The organism is Nocardia kruczakiae NBRC 101016 (genome assembly GCF_001612965.1).
In the GTDB taxonomy this organism is placed as follows: Bacteria; Actinomycetota; Actinomycetes; order Mycobacteriales; family Mycobacteriaceae; genus Nocardia; species Nocardia kruczakiae.
Window position 1 is genome coordinate 346,139 of record NZ_BDBL01000001.1, and the last position, 16,880, is coordinate 363,018.

Here is a 16,880-nt window from a genome sequence, read left to right on the forward strand (position 1 = left end):
CTCAAGTCTTCTTGATGTTCCCGGCGTTGTCGACGTCCTGGCCGGAGATGCGGGAGATCGACAACCGCATCACCTCTCGCATGTTCTTCACCGTCTCGATGTGGTCGGTGATCACCGCGTCGATCGAGTTGTCGGTGCCTGTCGCTTGGGTCAGGAACTTCTGCCGTAGCTGTTCGGCCATCTCGAAATCGCCGAAGCCGGCTACGTTTTTGGTCGCATCGACCAGCCGCAGCATGTGGTTCAGCTCGTCGATGCGGTCGTTGCACGCTTTGAGGCATTCGCGGGCGACCGCCTCGTCGGCTAGGTACAGTTCGCCCGCCTTGGCTTGGGCAGCGTGGCTCTGCCACGTCGTCAGGTCTTCACTCATTGCCGCTGTCCCCTCGGCTATTCAGGCAGCTTCGGAACCAGCTGCCCGGCCACCTCTGTGAGTTTTCCGCAAGGGTCTGCGATCGGAGTGTCGTTGCCGGGCCATCCGAGCAACGTGATCTGTACGACCCCTTGCTTGTTCGGAAAGATAATGTCGCACTTCAGGTCTCGCGTGGTGCCATTGACGCGGAACTGCTGACCGCTGCGACCGGCAACGGTTACGGGCGCGAAATCTGTGTTTTCGGATTTGGCCTTGTAGTGGTCGACACCCTTGGCGGTCGAATAGACCGTGAGCCCGTATTGCTTACCTTCCCATCCACAGATCTTCCACCCGGACTGCTGGACGCCGGCAATGCCGCTGTCCTTGGTGGCGGGATCGACTCCCATCGCTTGGACCGTTGCCTGATCGAGGGAGCACGGGTCCCACAGGTCGGCTGCCTTGTCGGCGTTGGTGGTGGGTGTGCCTTCTGTGGTCGACGAGCACCCCGCCGCCGCCAGCGCCGCACAGATTGCCGCTGCTGCTACATATCGCCGCACTGATTCCCCTACATCGCCGGCCGGACACAGATCGGTCTGAACTATATGACGCACACCGACGCTGCGTGGTTCCGCCGTCGGACCGGCGAGGAAGCGAACGGCCTCATCGACGTGCCAACCGTGGGCGATTGCTGTCAGCGCAGTGTTCCGCCGTTCCCAGCTTCCGGCCAGGTCGGCGAGTTGGCCAGGGGTGAGGATATGTTCGCCTGCCCTCCAGGCGGGCAGTTGGGGGTTCATCGGTCCGTTCTCCTATGGAGGTCCGTGATGGGTATGGGATTTGGTTCCGTACGGTGTCGGCACGTTCCATACGGTCGGAAGGTCGGATCTAGTGACGCGACGCAGTTGTCGGCAGGCGCATGTGGACCGGCTCCATTGGTGACCAGGCCAACGACATCGCTGGCACCGGCAGCGCCGGATGGGGGTCGTCGCTGGTCGCGGTCGTCAACTGGTCACGTGGGTGGGGCGTTCGCGCTCATGTGAGGGCGTCGCCGCTGCTGCCGAATTGGAGGAGCGGCGGCGGTTTCGTCATCGTCTGGTCGCCCAGCGGGCGAAGGAGAGCCTGGGGTGGACGGTTTCTACGTCGGCGATCATCATCAGCGCGTTCAGGGTGAGGAAGTCGAAATGGTGGGTGGACGGGGCGATTACGGCTTCGGCGCCGGTGGCGCGGACCTGGTCGGGTAGGGGGATGCGGCTGGATTCCGGGGGCCAGACCAGGCGGTAGCCGAGGCGGGTGGCCAGGCGGCGTACTTGGGCGGTGTCCCAGTCCGGGGCGGTGGATTCGGGATGAACCCAGCCGAGCGCGATCGGGTGGGCGGGCGTCACCGCTGGGAGTCCTTGCGGCGGCGTTCACCTCGCAGCGGTAGGCGCGCTAAGGCGAAGGTCAGTCCGAGCAGTGCTGCGATGAGCAGCAACAGGATCCAGTCACAGCCTTTCATAACGCACCCCTCCATCCCCTCGGCCGGTAAGAGCGCCCACCGCCGAGGAGCCGGGGTTCGGCCGGCTACGGACCCGGCGATGGGGCCGTAGCTCAACGTATGAGACGAGTCAGGCGCCGTCTGTCCTGAAAGGACAAGCGCGACAGAGGGATGCGTGCGGGCTCGGCGCTCGCGGGCAGCGCTCGGACCCGGAGGCTCGGGACCAGGCGTGCGGACTCAGCGCGTGGGTCGGTGTGCGGACTCTGCCTGGACACTGTGCGGGGACACGGACTCGGCGCTCGAACTCGAGGTGTGGGGTCCATGCTCGGACCTGGCGTGCGGGGCAGCGCTCGGGCTCGGTGCTCGGGATGGGTGCGCGGTGATCGCGAGACGGTGGTTTCGACGTCGCGCGCTGCTGCACCACGGCTCCGGTTGGCCAGTCTCAACGGGGTCGTGTGGAGTGGTGAACTATTCGTGCAAACCGGCCTTGATTCTGCGGTTTTCTCGCATTCGTGCGGAGGTTTGCACGGTCTGTTCACCCCACCAACGCTCGGACCCGCTGTGCAGCGGATAGTGCGAGGACTCACCGTGTGAGTTCAGCCGTACGAGGTCAGCGGCGGGTCTCGCCGGAGTCCGGGGCGATGCCGATCCGCCATGCCAGGCCCCGCAGTTCGCGGCCGCCGGCATCGCGGCGGGCGGAGCGGAGTTGGTCGGCTATCGCCTCGCGCACGAACAGGTCACTGCGGATGCGTTGTGGCGCAAGCTGTTCTGCTTTCAAGAGTGTTGCGACGCCGGAGTCGCGCGTTTTCGGTTCCGCGAGCATGATCCGTCCGGCCTCCGAGTAGAAACCGGCGAGGCGGGCGCGATCGGGGATAGCCTCGATACCAATTCCCGAAACAGACTCCAGCGCTTTCGGACCATCGCCGAGTTCCATCCCGACCGAGGCACGCCAGACCGCAACATTGGTGCGGCCGAACCACATACGTCCGAAGCTGCCGACATCGGAATCCATACGTTCGGCTACCGCGGCCGCCTCGTCGAGGTGGGTCGCCGCGGTCGTCCGGTCCGATTGCACAGCCGCCGCCAGTGCGGCCGAAAGGTGCAGCATGCCGTAGGACTGCAAAACTGTTTCATCGTTCAGCGACGATGTCAGTTGGTCGGCGGTCGCGACTGCTCGGGCGTAGTGCTGGGGTCGGGACAGCGAGCCGGTCACGTTGTTGCGCATCCACATAGCCGCGCCGCGCCACTCGGGTCGGTCCAGTTCATCGGCGGTCGCTTGCGCTGCTTTCCCGGCCAGCAGCGGCAGGCCACGGGCACCGAAACGCTTGGTCATCACCATCACCGCGAACAGCGCGCCGATGATGCCGCACAGGATCGGTTCGCGGTGCTCGGGTCGGCGCACGTACAGGGCATGCAGTTCGAGCAGTAGCGAGGGCGCAATCTGTGCGATGCCCTGATAGTCGCCCGCCCCTCGCCGCTCTTCGAGTGTTACGAGATCAGCGGCAACGAGGGGCCACTCCCGAATCGCCACGCCGGGGTCTTCTCCCAGTTCGCACGCGTCGAGCGCCTGCTCCGCATCGGCAATTCCTCCGTAGGCTTCCGAGCTGGGCCCTTCGGTAACCTCCCACGGTCGCCCCGTGAACTCGCTCGGTGCCACGCGTAGTGCGGCCGCGATCGCCTCGAGGGTGCGACGGTTCTCCAGCGACTTCTCGCCTCGCTCGAGTTTTCCTAGGTATCCGTAGGAGATTCCGGCGAGTCCGGCGGCGGCTTCGAGGCTCAGTCCACGCCAGGCGCGGATTTCGCGGAGGCGGCGGCCGAGGTCGTTCGGCGGGATGCCGCTGTCGTCGTATTTCTTCCCCACACCCATGGTTACCACGCTACGACCGGCGGAGGTGAGTGGTGAATTTTTCGTGCAAACCGGCCTTGATTCTGCGGTTTTCTCGCATTCGTGCCGAGGTTTGCACGATCTGTTCACCCTATCCACAGGCTCGCGCTGATCCACAGGTCTGTTGTTCGCCCAGGTGAGCTTCGGGGTTCACTCTCGGCCGCCCGGAATCATCGGTGTTCATGATTCGAACCAGGGCGGAGTTGATGCGCGAGGTTTCGGCGGCCGCGATTGCCGCTCGCTGTCGCCGCGGGCAATATACGCGGGTGTTGCCGGGGATCTATGCGGTCGGGACGGTTACCCAGCGCACCAGGTGTGAGGCCGTGCTCGCGTGGTTGCCCGAGGCGGTGTTGAGTCATCGCACCGCGGCGTGGCTGTGGGATATGTTGCCGGAACCCGAATCGGTCGAAGCGACTGTGCCCCGGGGCCGGTATCGAGCCACACCGGAGTGGCTTCGGCTGAGCCGCCGCGAATTACGACCCGATTCGATCGATGAGGTCTGGGGGCTACCCGTGACCACACAGGCTCGCACGTTGCTCGACTGTGTGCCGATCCTGCCGGACGCCGAGGCGGGCCGCATGGTCGACAATCATGCCCGCGCGGTGGCACCCGCGTTGTCGGGCCTGACCACGGGACAGTACGGCTCGCCGCACTTGCGTGAGCAATTGCGTTGCGCGGCATTCGATGCCGCGTCGGAGCCGGAACGGTTGTTTGCCCGCGCGCTGGCACGGCGGGGTCTTCATCTGCTGTCGAATCAGCCGATCGGACAGTACGTCGGTGACCTCGTCGATGAACGGTCGCGAACGATCATCGAGATCGACGGTCGTGAATTCCACAGTGATTCGCTGACGTTCCGGCGTGATCGGCGGCGGCAGAACGCCCTGTTGGGTGCCGGGTGGTTCGTGTTGCGATATGCCGCCGCCGATGTGTACTCGTACCTCGATGCGTGCGTCGAGGAGGCCGTACGGGTGATTCGACGCCGCCGCAGAAGCCGCAGATAGGAGCGTCCACCGCACGACGGCTGCGGCTCGTTGGTGCCCGGAATGAGCACCCCATCCCGGCGCTGTGCACGATCTCCGCCCGCACCCGAGTGCGCGACTGCCCACGTATCCGGGGCGTGGGCTGCGGATACGTGGGCGAGGGTGTGGGCCGATGTCGCGGACGATCATCCGGCGACGAGCGAAGTCGAACGTCCCTTCCAGGCCAGCAGTCCGGCCTGGACGATGAAGAACACGCCACCGCCCGTCGCGTACACCGACAGCACGTCCAAACTCGGTGCGTCACCGAGGGATTGGCCGATGTAGAAGATGCCGACCAGGAACGACAGGCCGCCGGCGATGAGCATCGGCCACTGTTTGCCGAGTTCGGGTCCACGACGGTACAGGCCGACGGCGACCTGGGCCGCACCGGAGAGGACCGCCCATGCGCCGAAGGTGGCGAGGGTTGCGGCTACGCCACCGGTGATGGCGGCGGTCCCGGCCGCGACGGCGGTCAGCGTGCTCAGGGTGGCGTTGAAGCCGGTGACGCGGCGTTCGGGACCGGCGTCGGTCGCCTTGTAGTCGATCAGCGAGGAAACGGCGTCGATCAGCGGGTAGGCGACCAGCAGGCCGACGGCGAGTGCGTCGAGGGTGTGGTGTGCTGTGGCGAAGACGGCCGCCCATGCGACGGCCAGTACGCCGCGGCCGAGATACAGCCGAACCAGCGCGGCGCGTTCGGATTTCGTGACGGCAAGGGTGCTCATCGAATTCTCCTCGGTTGGGAACGAACAGAACTTCACTGTCGTCCGGGAAACCGGTCGCGACATCCGTCGCATGACGCTGATGACGACGTAATCGCTCGTGTCGGCTCCTATTACGTCGCCGACAGCGTCATATGACGGATGCCTGGCGACAGGCCCGCCTCGCACAGTGGAACCCGTATCCGCATCACTTGTTCGAAGGGCGAAATCACATGGTCGTAGTCGGACGTGGCCGCACGCGGCGGCGCGTTGTCCGGACGGTCTCGGCGGTCGCGGCGGTTGTCGTCGCGGGGAGTGTGGCCGTTGCCTGCGCTGCCGAAACGACATCCCAGGCGGGGCCCGGCGAGGATGCGCCGAAGCCGACGATCGTGCTGGAGCACGGCGCGTTCGCGGACGCCTCGAGTTGGGACGGTGTCATCGAGAGGCTGCGCGGTGCCCACTATCCGGTCGTCGCCGCGGCGAATCCGCTGCGCGGACCTGCCGCGGATGCCACCGGTTTGCGTGGCTTGATCAGCCATATCAACGGGCCGGTGATTCTGGTCGGGCATTCCTACGGTGGTTCGGTGATCAGCGCGGCGGGTGCAGGGAATGATCAGGTCAAGGGGCTGGTCTATGTGGCGGCGTTCCTGCCGGCGCCAGGGGAGACGGCACTGGGGCTGACCAATCAGTTCCCGGGCTCCACTTTGCCGGGCACATTGAATCCGGTGCCGGTCACGAACATCGACGGCAGCATCGGCACCGACCTCTACATCCAGCAGGACAAGTTCCGCGACCAGTTCGCCGCCGACGTCACCCAGGACCGCGCCGCCCTGATGGCGGCGACACAACGGCCGATCGCGCAGTCCGCACTCGAGGAGAAGGCCACCGTTGCCGCGTGGACCGAGAAGCCCAGCTGGGACGTGATCACGACCGAGGACAAGAACATCCCGGTCGCGTCCCAGCGCTTCATGGCCGAACGCGCCCACGCCCATGTCACCGAGGTAGCCGCATCGCATTCCGTCGCGGTCTCCCACCCCGATGTGGTGGCCGGGGTGATCGAACAGGCGGCCCGGGACGCTCACTGAGTGACGGTTCGGCACGGCAGCCGGTAGCCGGGCGAACTCGATGAAATGTGCCGTGATGGCGGGAGTAACCGGGCTGCCGGCGGGGTTTGCCGGCGACTCGATCGAGTGTGTGGGAGCGCCCGGGGGGACGAGAGGTAGTGGAGGAGGGCGCTGTTCATCACATGGCCGGCATCCGGCGAAGCCTGCCGAAACCCTGATTGTGGAGTGTGGTGGCCGGGTGTTCGGTCGGGCCGCCGGCGACTCGATTGAGCGGCTTGCGGGCGGTGAGCGGGCTCGACGATTCCGCACGTCCCTGATCGCGTGTGCCGTGGTGCCGGCGAGCGGATCGGTTACACCCGCTGAGCCTCCAGTAGGTGGACGGGCAGTCGGAGCTCGCCGGTCTCGTCCGTCTCCGGATGAAAACCACTGGAAGCGAACACTTTTCGGATCGCGTCCGGCGGATTCACTGCCTCGATGTACTGCGGCCTCAGGGTCGTGACGTTCCAGTCCGATGTGGTGAATTCGTTGCGTAGCTCGGATTCGGAGAGCGGGTACGGCGCGTACAGGTGTGCGTGTTCTGTTGCGGCGAAGCTGAATTGGATGAGGTGGCCGCCGGGTTTCGTTACTCGGGCGAGGGCGGAGATGTGGGAGCGGCGCTGGGTGGGGGAGAGGCAGTGGAGGAGGGCGCTGCTCACCACCGTGTCGAAGTGGTTGTCGTAGCCCGCGAGGGTGGTGGCGTCGGCGACGGCGAAGGTGACCGGGAGGTCGCGGCCGGCGGCGCGGGTGCGGGCCTGGTCGATCGCGGTGGGGGCGATGTCGACACCTGTCACTCGGTAGCCGCGTTCGGCCAGGTGGACGGCGGTGTCTCCCGAGCCGCAACCGATGTCGAGCACCTCGCCGGTGATCCGGCCGGCGCGTTCCACAGCGACGAGGAGTGGTTGGGGGCGGCCGATGTCCCACGGTGGTTTCTCCAGGCGGAGGCCGGGGGCCAGGGCGGCACCGCGGTAGAGCTGCTCGAAATTCACCGTTGTGGGGTCGATCGAGGATGCGGAGAGGTCATCGGACATGTGCGGTCCTCTGCTCGGCTGAGAGCGTCGCCGCGGCGACTGCTCGATACGAATCCACTCTATCTCATATCGTATGAGAACGATATAGTTGGGAAATCGTATTAGTTTTCGATCGAGCGGGGCTCTGATGTTTATCGCCTATCTGACCGTCATGCTCGTCACCATCGCCGCCAACACCTTCTCCGGGGTCGCCGCCGTCACCCGATTCACCCCGGTCATGGCCACGTTGGCGCCTGCGATGGCGACCGCCGGAATTCCGCAGTCATGGCTCACCTTCCCGATCGGCACCCTGAAACTCGCGGGTGCGGCCGGGCTGCTGCTGGGTGTGCTCGGGGTGCCGTACGTGGGTACGGCCGCCGCGATCGGCCTGGTGCTCTACTTCGTCTGCGCGGCCTATACCCACATCCGCGTCGCCGACTATGCGCAGACCTTCTATCTGGCTGTGGGGCTGTTCCTGCCCCTGGCCGTCGCCTGCCTGGTGTTGCAGCTCGCGGATCAGCGCATCTGAACCGGGCGGATCGGCCGGCGCGGACTCGAATCGGAGCTGAGGGGGTGAACTAATCGTGCAAACCTCGCCCGATTGTGCGGGTTTCTCGCAATTCGTCGCAGGTTTGCACGAAAAATGCAGGCCTCAGAGGTCCTGTTCGGGGCGGAACGGATTCGAGGCCCCCGCCCGCGCCGGGCAGGGGCCTGTGGACTAGCCGTTCAACAAACCCTTGGCGATATGCGTCACCTGGATCTCGTTGCTCCCCGCGTAGATCATCAGCGACTTCGCGTCGCGGGCAAGCTGTTCCACCTTGTACTCGGCCATGTATCCGTTGCCGCCGAACAGCTGGACGGCTTCCATGGCGACCTCGGTGGCAGCGCGGGACGAGTAGAGCTTCATCGCGGATGCTTCGGCGAGAGAGACGGATTCGCCGGCGGCGGTGCGTTCGATGGCGTTGAAGACCATGTTCTGCACGTTGATCCGGGCGATTTCCATTTCGGCGAGCTTGAGCTGGATGAGCTGGAAGTGGCCGATCTCCTTACCCCACAGGGTGCGCGATTTCGCGTAATCGACACAGAGGCGGTGACATTCGTTGATGATGCCCAGTGCCAGGGAGGCGATGCCGATGCGTTCGGCGGCGAAGGATTCCTTCGCGCTGTCCTTGCCGTCGCCCTTCGCCGGATTCTCGGTCTCGCCGAGCAGGCGGTCGGGCGTCAGGCGGACGTTGTCGAAGACCAGCTCGCCGGTGGGAGACGAATTCATGCCCATCTTCTTGAACGGCGCGCTCTGCACGAAGCCGGGCATACCCTTGTCGAGGACGAAGGTCAGCACCTTGCGGTCGCGGCGGTCGGTGCCGTCCTCCTCGTCGAGTTTGGCGTAGACGACGGTCACGTCGGCGTACGGGCCGTTCGTGATGAAGGTTTTGCGGCCGTTGAGGATGTAGTCCTCGCCGTCGCGGCGGACATAGGACTTCATACCGCCGAAGGCGTCGGAGCCGGAATCGGGTTCGGTGATCGCCCAGGCCCCGACCTTCTCGAACGTCACCAGCTCCGGCAGCCAGCGCTTCTTCTGCGCGAGGGTGCCGCGGCTGCGAATGGTGCCGACGGCCAGGCCCAGGCTCACGCCCATCGATGCGACCAGGCCCAGGCTCACTCCGGCCAGCTCGCTGTTGAGGATGACGCCCATACTGCCGGACCCGCTGAACCCGCCGGACTTGCCCGGCGTTCCGGCTTCCTCGCGGGCCAGGGATTTCGCCAGCCCCTCGCGCGCCATCTCGTCGAGGCCGAAGGTGGCGTACAACTTGCGGATGATGTCGAACGGCGGCAGCGCGCCGCTCTCGAGCCGGTCGACATGCGGTTCGATTTCCTTCTTGATGAAGCCGCGCACGGCGTCGCGAAGCATCAGATCTTCGTCGGACCACTTGTACATGTCGTCAACTCCCGAGGATGGCCGGAACGGTCCCCTCGAATATAGAACACGTTCTAATTCGGGACGGCTGCCGCGTCGTCTTCGCGCCGCGGCGCGCACTCTCCCCACGGCTGGTGCGCGACTCGGCACGGCCGCGGCGGAACTCTGAGATGATTTCGCGGGCAACAGGTCTCATCCCGCGTGCGCGGTCACGTCGACAGTCGAAGGGTTCCGTGATGACGAACCGACCTGCTTTTCCCGATGCGAACGAACGTCCCCTCGATACCTGCCTCCGCCTACGCAAGACCGCTCCGGTGGTCGAAGTCGACTTCCCGGGCGGCGTTCCGGCCTACCTCGCGCTCTCCCATCGGGCGGTCGAGGAGATTCTCGCGGGCGACAACAAGACCTTCGCCAGGGATCCGAAACACTGGCCCGCGCTCTACGACGGGTCCATTCCCGAGGACTGGCCGTTCCGGGCGATCGTGCAGGGTGATCATCTGTCGACGAAGGACGGCGCCGACCATCGGCGACTGCGCGGCCTGGTCGGCAAGGGCTTCACTCCGGCCCGGGTCCGGGCTCTGGAGCCGCGGGTCCAGGCGATCATCGACCGCCTGCTCGACGGTGTGGCCGCAGCGGGTGATCGGGTCGATCTGGTGCCGGCGTTCTGCGACGCGCTGCCGATGGCGGTGATCAGCGAGTTGTTCGGCGTACCCGAATCGGAGCGGGCGCAGCTGCGGCAGTGGACGTTGACCTCACTGTCGCAGGAGATTTCGGCCGAGGAGGCGTTCTCGACGCAGGTGGCGCTGCGCGGCTACCTCTACGAGCTGGTCGAACGCAAACAACACGAGCCCGGTGACGATCTGACTTCCGATCTGGTCCGGGCCCGCGACGAGGGCGACCGGCTCACCACCGACGAGTTGGTCGCCGTGCTGTGGCTGATGCTGATCGCCGGCCACGAAACCACCGTCTACCTGCTCGGGAACGCGGTGGTCGCGCTGGGCCGGCATCCCGACCAGCTGGCCCTGGTGAAGGCGGAAGATCGGTGGGCCGACGTGGTGGAGGAGACGCTGCGCTATCGGCACTCGGTGATGATGACGAGTTTCCGATTCACGCTGGCGGACGTGACCATCGACGGGGTGTCGATTCCGAAGGGCAATGCGGTCGGTGTGGTCTACCAGGCGACCGGGGTGGACACCGCGTACCACGGTGACACCGCGGACGAATTCGACATCACTCGCCCGCCGCGGCCACATCTCGGATTCGGCCACGGACCGCGCTACTGCATCGGCGCACCACTGGCCCGGCTGGAGGGCCGGCTCGGGTTGTCGAGCCTGTATCGCCGGTTCCCCGAGCTGACACTGGCGATCGAGCCGGCCGAAATCCCTTATACCCCTTCGTTCTTCACGGTAGGACCGCTGTCGGTGCCGGTCAGTCCCGGTCCTGATCGCGGCTGAACACGACAACGCCCGCGAGACCGGCGGACGGTCTCGCGGGCGTTTCGGTCCGTGGTCAGCCGCGGACCATCTCGGTATCTTCGGCGTCCTCGGAATCGAGGACGACCGCCTCCGAGGAGGCCGAGCGGTTGGGCAGCAGCACCGCCATCACGATCACGATCACCGCCAGGCCGGCGGAGATCGCGAAGGCCAGCCGCATACCCGACAGATGGGCGACGAGCGGTTCGATCCCGCGGTCGGTGAGCGTGGTGGCGCGCGCGGTCATCACCGTGACCACCAGGGCGGTACCGAAGGCCGCGGCCACCTGCTGCAGGGTGCCGAGCATCGAGCTGCCGTGCGAGTACAGATGCTGCGGCAGTGCACCCAGGCCGAGGGTGAAGACCGGGGTGAAGGCCGCGGCCAGCGACACCATCAGCAGAATGTGCAGTGCCAGCAGCTGCCAGTACGGCATGGTCAGCGAGATGCGGGTGAAACCGGCCAGGGCCGCGGTGATGCCGACCGCGCCGGGAATCACCAGCATGCGCCCGCCGAAGCGGTCGAACAGCCGCCCGATCGTCGGCCCCAGCAGACCCATCGCCAGCCCGCCCGGCATCACCAGCAGGCCGGTTTCCAGCGGCGAGAGCGAGCGCAGGTTCTGCAGGTACAGCGGCAGCAGGATCATCGAGCCCATCATCGCCAGGAAGGCGACCGCCATCAGCACCAGCGCCTTGGTGTAGGTGCCGGACAACAGGATTCGCAGATCCAGCAGGGGAGAGCCGGTGCGCTGCAGGCGAATCTGCCGGGCTGCGAACACCGCGATGAAGGCCACACCGGCCGCGACGATCAGCGCCGGGATCACGATGTTGCCGACCTCGAACCGGCTGAGGCCGTAGACCAGGCTGCCGAAGCCCAGGGCCGCGAAAACGACACTGGCCCAATCGATCGCGCCGCTCTCGGGTTCGCCGACGTTCTCCAGTTTGCGCAGGCCGAAGAAGGTCACCGCACCGGCGATGGGCAGCACCAGCAGGAAAAGCCAACGCCAGGAACCGATCTGGAGCACCAGACCGGAGATGACCGGACCCATGGCGGGGGCGACCGAGATGGCGAGGGTGACGTTACCCATGACGCGGCCGCGGTCGTGTTCGGGCACCACGGTCATCAGGGTCGTCATGAGCAGCGGCATCATCACAGCGGTGCCGCCGGCCTGCACGACGCGCCCGACCAGCAGGATCGCGAACGACGGCGCCGCGGCCGACAAGAGCGTGCCGGCGAGGAAGACGCCCATCGCCAGCGCATAGGCGCGGCGGGTGGTGACCCGTTGCAGGAACCATCCGGTGACGGGGATGACGGCCGCCATCGTGAGCATGAACGCGGTCGACACCCACTGCGCGGACCGCTCGGTGACGTGCAGATCGGTCATCAGGCGGGGGATCGCGTTGATCATGATGGTCTCGTTGAGGATCACCACGAAGGTCGCGAGGACCAGCAGCCGGATCACCGCGGGGGTTCTTCGTCCGGCCGGGCGATGGACTGGTTCGGCGGGCATCTGTACCTCCGGGTGGTCGCGAACGCAGAATGTCTGACCGACGCCGAGTCACCCCTGTAGTGCCTCGAACGCCACATCAGACCTGACGACCGTGACCCACTCAACTCATCGGTGCCGCGCAAGTATTCCGGTGAATCGGGCAGGCGAGCATCCGATTTTCCGTGCCGAACCGCGCTGATAGCCGCGAGAAATGCTCGCTCACCTGCGCCTGTACCGTGAGGTTCGGGTCGGAGAGACGCTCGTCACACCCCGGCGCGCTCGGACCGATTCCGATGCGGCCACCCCTACCCGGCTCGCTCCGACCCGCGAGGCGCGGCCGCGTTCGCCGGACCGGTGGGCACCGCCGCGGCCGGTTCGATTCCCTCCGGTTTCACGGGCACCGCCGCCTCCGACCCGTCACCGCGGCCGACCGCGGGGAGCGGACCGAGAAGTGGCCGGCCGGCCCGCCAGTTCTCCCACATGCGGGTGATCAGGATCGTGACCGCGGTGTACACACCGCCGAGCAGCACATCGAAGACCCAGTGCTCGCCGCCGTAGACGAGGGTGAAGCCCATCGCGCACGGGTAGATCACCAGGATCGCGCGCAGCCACCACTGCCGCGTCAGCGGCCAGAGCGTCGCGGCCACCAGCACCGAGAAGGCCGTGTGGAGTGAGGGCACGGCCGCGACGTAGTTGCCGTGATCCTCGAGCCACTGCGCGCTCACATCGGGATCGACCACGCCGAGCCCGAATCCGGATATGCGGCGGACGTGTTCGGGGATGGCCCCTTCGCGCCCGGCGTACCAGGGGGGTGCCGCGGGCACCAGCACATAGGTGACCAGCGCCAGATACGACAGCAGCAGAATCCGGCGCATGTAGCGGACCCACAGCGGCCGGGAGTAGACGTAGAAGATCGCCGCCACGGCCCAGGGCAGGATGAAGTGGGTCGTATAGACCACGCCGATGATCGGCGTCCACCACGGCTGACCGTCGCCGGCCAGATGGTCCTGCAACCAGATCGTCGGCAGGGTGCCGCCGAACATCCAGCGGTCGATGTCGACGAGTTCGTGCATGCGCAGCGGCATGCCGAGTTTGTCGGCGAGGTCGCGGGTGTAGTCGTAGACCATGAGCGCCGCGATCAGCGGCAGCCAGTCGGTCAGTACCCGGATGTGCTGGCGCCAGGGCCGGTCGATGGTGAAGGCGAGGACCCCGCCGATCATCCACGCCGCCTCCTGGACCCGGCCACCGGGAAGTGCTCCGGTGATCAGGGCCACGGCCAGGGCCGCCAGGTAGGCGAACCGCACGGCATAGCGGATCACCCGCCGTGGGACGGTCGGCTCCGCGATTTCGGTGGTCTCCGGATGTACACCGAGCATTCGGCCAGTGTGCCACTCGAGTTCACAGGCCGGACACGCTCATCCGGTTCGCGTGTCGCGCCGGACCCGCGATCCCGGGCGACCCATCGCGGCGCCGGCCTTGCTGGCAATGTGCTGTCAATCGGCGCGGAGGTTGCCGTGAATCGCGCCCGCACGCTGGTGAAGGCCCTTGGGCCGCAGTACGTTTCGAGCGTACGCACCATATCGAAAGGTCGGGGCCGTGATCATCGCACTTCTCATCGCCGCACTCAGCACGGGCAGCGCCGCCGTGGCGACCGCCACCGGACTCGCGAGCATGTTCGCCGGTAACCTCTGATCGGCGTTCCCCGGATACCCGGAACGAGGGGGGGTCTCTCGGTAGAATCCGTCCCCGATGAGGTCTCACCGGGTCGGAGTGGGGAGGATGCGGCAGTGCTGGAGGTGTGGGGGCGTCGGACCGCGGTCAGATATGCCGACGGGCGGATCACCACCACACCGCTGGGCATCGACGACGATGTCGCCATGGATGTGCGGGTCTGCGATCTGCGTGATGCCTGCCTCGCCGAAGCCGACAGCGGTGACCTGCTGATCCTGCTGTATTTCCGGGCGCCGGACTATGTGATCAAAGGCGTTGCCACCCGGCGCAATCCGGCGACGATCTTCCTCGAACCCGAGGTGTTCACACAGGCGGCCACACTCGTCCGCGCGATCGGCGACGATCTGCTCGAGATGCGGCGGATCGTGCGGCAGCGGCCGAATCTGGCTCCGCCCCGGCCGGTTCCGGGGCAGTACGGTCCGATCCGCCCCGATGTGTCGCGGGCGGCCGAGCGGATGCGCACCCCGGGACTGTGCGCGCGGGAGCTGGCGGCACTGCACGCCTACGCCCGCCCGGACGAATACGTCCTCGAATGCGCGCCGTGCGGGCATCGCGGTGCGCCGGGCCTGGTCGTGATCACCACCCTGCGACTGTTGTTCGTCTCGGCCGGGGCGACCTACGAGTTCCCGGTGGCCGCGCTGGATCGCACCGATGTCGCGGCGCCGCCCGGATCGGTAGCGACGCTGCGCATTTCGGACGGCAATACGGATCTGGAATTCGTCTCCACCGAGGCTGAGGATCTGCTGCGGGTCGACGGCGCCGTGCGGCTGGCCTGCGAGATCGAACATGTCGACGGCTCGATCGTGATGGCGCGCCCGTCCTCGCTGGACCTGTTCGGCGAATGGCAGTTGCTGGTGGAGCGGCGCAAACTCGGCATGGTCGACACCGAGCAGTTCAAATGGGAGGGCGTCGGCATTCTGCGCGCGATGCCGCAGTAACCCTGTCAGTGGAACGGGGAGAGGCCGAACACCGGCGCGCCCGGATGCAGCGCCACCCGCCGCCACGGACTCGACGGGCGCATCAGCAGTCCGCGGATCATCCAGCGGCGCTCGTCGACCTGCTCCTTGGCCGCGGCGAGGTCCTGGGTGGCCGCCCAGAAGATGGCGCCGGTGAGGAAGCCGGCCGCGAACTGCCGCCAATTGCGGTAGTGCTGCTGGGCTTTGGCGAGCGCGCGGCCCAGCAGGGTCCACGCCTCGTCCTCGTCCAGATATCCGGCGGTGTGCGCGGCCCTGGCGATGAACACGATGCGCGAGAGGTCCCAGGCGGTCGCGTCGGTGTTCAGCGGTTGCGGCAGCCGGTCGACGATGCCGAATTTGATGGCCTGCAACCAGGCGTCGTAATCGCGGTCGATGCCGTTGACACCGCGATAGCCGCGCACCTCGGACACGGTGTGCAGGAATTCGCGGTGGCTGTCGGCGAGGCCGGTGCGGTCGACGCGGGTGGTGTCCTGAGCGGCCGCGGTGGCCAGCGGATGCACCATCGCGAACAGCGGCGCGTGCATCCCGCTCAGCAGCCGGCCGATGGTGTCGCGCGCGTCCTCGGCGTTGTCGACACCCCACGATTCGTGCAGGCCCTCGATGGTGGATTCGCGCCGGGTCTCCGAACTTCCGGGGTGTTCGGGCTGGAAGGCCACGGTGTCGTTGTAGGAGCTCCAGCTGCGGCCGTAATACGCGCCGATGGCCAGCGCCCGGATGCGATCCTCGCCGATGGCGACACCCGACCACTTGTCCGAGCCGGGATCGAAATCCGAACTCGGAAATCCGCTGATGCGCGGCAGTCCGTGCGGTCCGGCGATGATCGTCACCACTGCACCCCCTCGCCCGTGAATACTGTCCGTGCGAGCCTACCGACCGGCCCTGCCGGTGCTCGCGAACCCATCGCGTACTTTCGAACCGAACCCCGGCCCGCGAAGGAGTAGGACATGCAGACCGTGACGTCGCAGGACGGCACCACCATCGCCTTCGACCGGATCGGTTCCGGCAGTGCGGGAACCGTTGTGCTGATCAGCGGCGCATTCGGTTATCGGGAGGTCCCCAACACCGTCGAGCTGGCGCAGGCGCTGGCGGAGAACTACGGCCTGCGCGTTCTCAACTACGACCGGCGCGGCCGCGGCGACAGCGCGGACTCCCCGGGTGTCTACGACAGCGCCAACGAGATCGCCGACATTCGCGCGCTGGTCGAGGCCGAGGGCGGATCGGCCGCCCTGTTCGGCTGGGGTTCGGGCGCGATACTGGCGCTGCTGGCCGCGCGCTCGGGCGCGATCACGGGAGTCACCGGCGTCGTCGCCTTCGAACCGCCGTTCGTGGTCGACCCGAAGGATCACGTGCCGCCCAAGGATGCGGAGGAGAAGCTGCGTGAGCGCATCGCGGCGGGCAAGCGCGGCGGTGCGGTCCGGTACTACATGACCAAGGTGATGGGCGTGCCGGAGCTGGTCGTCGCGGTGATGCGGATGTCGTCGGTATGGAAGAAGCTGGTCGCCACCGCCGATTCGACGGCCCACGATTTCGCTGTGCTGAAACCGTTTTCGCGCGGTCGGACGATCCAGCCGGAGGATTGGGCCACGCTCACTCAGCCGACGCTGCTGCTGATCGGCGATCGTTCCGCTCCGGCGCTGACCAAGGGAGCCAAGACGATGGCCGAGGTGCTCCCGAATGCCGAATTGCGGGAGCTGCCCGGCGTGAGCAACGATCCGGTCGCCGCCGAGCTCGCCCCGGCGATCGGTGAATTCCTCACGCGCACACGGTGAT

Annotated in this window: 16 protein-coding genes; 6 read left to right on the forward strand and 10 right to left on the reverse strand. The window is 66.7% G+C overall.

Annotation, left to right across the window (positions count from 1 at the left end; genetic code table 11):
* Position 1 precedes the first annotated feature (1 nt).
* The 4 genes from NK1_RS33395 to NK1_RS01190 form a co-directional block, all read right to left on the reverse strand.
* Entirely contained in the window at positions 2 to 367 is a 366-nt protein-coding gene (locus NK1_RS33395; RefSeq protein ID WP_063006745.1) for a hypothetical protein, read from the reverse strand.
* Between the two features lie 17 nt (positions 368 to 384).
* Complete coding sequence (locus NK1_RS33400; protein ID WP_084460478.1) at positions 385 to 1,140, reverse strand: DUF3558 domain-containing protein; 756 nt, start codon at positions 1,138 to 1,140, stop codon at positions 385 to 387.
* A 288-nt stretch (positions 1,141 to 1,428) separates the two neighbouring features.
* Positions 1,429 to 1,725, reverse strand: coding sequence for a hypothetical protein (locus NK1_RS01185; protein WP_063006747.1), 297 nt, complete (start codon positions 1,723 to 1,725; stop codon positions 1,429 to 1,431).
* Between the two features lie 702 nt (positions 1,726 to 2,427).
* The gene (locus NK1_RS01190; RefSeq protein WP_063006748.1) at positions 2,428 to 3,684 is read right to left on the reverse strand and encodes a helix-turn-helix domain-containing protein; all 1,257 of its coding nucleotides are present in this window, start codon (positions 3,682 to 3,684) and stop codon (positions 2,428 to 2,430) included.
* 200 nt (positions 3,685 to 3,884) lie between these two features.
* On the opposite strand from NK1_RS01190, the gene NK1_RS01195 reads away from it, so the two are divergent.
* Positions 3,885 to 4,703, forward strand: a complete 819-nt coding sequence (locus tag NK1_RS01195) for a DUF559 domain-containing protein (protein WP_245660297.1) — start codon at positions 3,885 to 3,887, stop codon at positions 4,701 to 4,703.
* Positions 4,704 to 4,867: 164 nt separating this feature from the next.
* Here the strand turns inward: NK1_RS01195 and NK1_RS01200 are convergent, their stop codons facing one another.
* The gene (locus NK1_RS01200) at positions 4,868 to 5,443 is read right to left on the reverse strand and encodes a hypothetical protein (RefSeq protein ID WP_063006750.1); all 576 of its coding nucleotides are present in this window, start codon (positions 5,441 to 5,443) and stop codon (positions 4,868 to 4,870) included.
* Between the two features lie 209 nt (positions 5,444 to 5,652).
* Here NK1_RS01200 and NK1_RS01205 point away from each other — a divergent pair, with 209 nt between their 5' ends.
* Positions 5,653 to 6,504 carry an alpha/beta fold hydrolase gene (locus NK1_RS01205; protein WP_063006751.1) on the forward strand — a complete coding sequence of 284 codons (852 nt, stop codon included), beginning with the start codon at positions 5,653 to 5,655 and terminating at the stop codon, positions 6,502 to 6,504.
* A 329-nt stretch (positions 6,505 to 6,833) separates the two neighbouring features.
* Here NK1_RS01205 and NK1_RS01210 read toward each other — a convergent pair whose 3' ends face one another.
* Positions 6,834 to 7,550 carry a class I SAM-dependent methyltransferase gene (locus tag NK1_RS01210; protein WP_084460480.1) on the reverse strand — a complete coding sequence of 239 codons (717 nt, stop codon included), beginning with the start codon at positions 7,548 to 7,550 and terminating at the stop codon, positions 6,834 to 6,836.
* 127 nt (positions 7,551 to 7,677) lie between these two features.
* On the opposite strand from NK1_RS01210, the gene NK1_RS01215 reads away from it, so the two are divergent.
* Positions 7,678 to 8,058 (forward strand): DoxX family protein, encoded by a 381-nt coding sequence (locus tag NK1_RS01215; protein ID WP_063006753.1) that lies wholly within the window; start codon positions 7,678 to 7,680, stop codon positions 8,056 to 8,058.
* 189 nt (positions 8,059 to 8,247) lie between these two features.
* Here the strand turns inward: NK1_RS01215 and NK1_RS01220 are convergent, their stop codons facing one another.
* Entirely contained in the window at positions 8,248 to 9,465 is a 1,218-nt protein-coding gene (locus NK1_RS01220; RefSeq protein WP_062964731.1) for an acyl-CoA dehydrogenase family protein, read from the reverse strand.
* 215 nt (positions 9,466 to 9,680) lie between these two features.
* Here NK1_RS01220 and NK1_RS01225 point away from each other — a divergent pair, with 215 nt between their 5' ends.
* Positions 9,681 to 10,898 carry a cytochrome P450 family protein gene (locus NK1_RS01225; RefSeq protein WP_167354206.1) on the forward strand — a complete coding sequence of 406 codons (1,218 nt, stop codon included), beginning with the start codon at positions 9,681 to 9,683 and terminating at the stop codon, positions 10,896 to 10,898.
* A gap of 55 nt (positions 10,899 to 10,953) precedes the next feature.
* Here NK1_RS01225 and NK1_RS01230 read toward each other — a convergent pair whose 3' ends face one another.
* On the reverse strand, positions 10,954 to 12,423 hold the full coding sequence (locus NK1_RS01230; protein WP_063006755.1) for an MDR family MFS transporter: 1,470 nt from the start codon (positions 12,421 to 12,423) through the stop codon (positions 10,954 to 10,956).
* A 284-nt stretch (positions 12,424 to 12,707) separates the two neighbouring features.
* Positions 12,708 to 13,778, reverse strand: coding sequence for a phosphatase PAP2 family protein (locus tag NK1_RS01235; protein WP_084460482.1), 1,071 nt, complete (start codon positions 13,776 to 13,778; stop codon positions 12,708 to 12,710).
* Positions 13,779 to 14,189: 411 nt separating this feature from the next.
* Between NK1_RS01235 and NK1_RS01240 the strand changes: the two genes are divergently transcribed.
* Positions 14,190 to 15,071: a hypothetical protein gene (locus NK1_RS01240; protein ID WP_063006756.1), complete on the forward strand. Its 882-nt coding sequence runs from the start codon at positions 14,190 to 14,192 to the stop codon at positions 15,069 to 15,071.
* A 5-nt stretch (positions 15,072 to 15,076) separates the two neighbouring features.
* Here NK1_RS01240 and NK1_RS01245 read toward each other — a convergent pair whose 3' ends face one another.
* Positions 15,077 to 15,937: a DUF1266 domain-containing protein gene (locus NK1_RS01245; RefSeq protein WP_063064420.1), complete on the reverse strand. Its 861-nt coding sequence runs from the start codon at positions 15,935 to 15,937 to the stop codon at positions 15,077 to 15,079.
* Positions 15,938 to 16,054: 117 nt separating this feature from the next.
* Between NK1_RS01245 and NK1_RS01250 the strand changes: the two genes are divergently transcribed.
* Positions 16,055 to 16,879 (forward strand): alpha/beta fold hydrolase, encoded by an 825-nt coding sequence (locus NK1_RS01250; protein WP_063006757.1) that lies wholly within the window; start codon positions 16,055 to 16,057, stop codon positions 16,877 to 16,879.
* Position 16,880 lies beyond the last annotated feature (1 nt).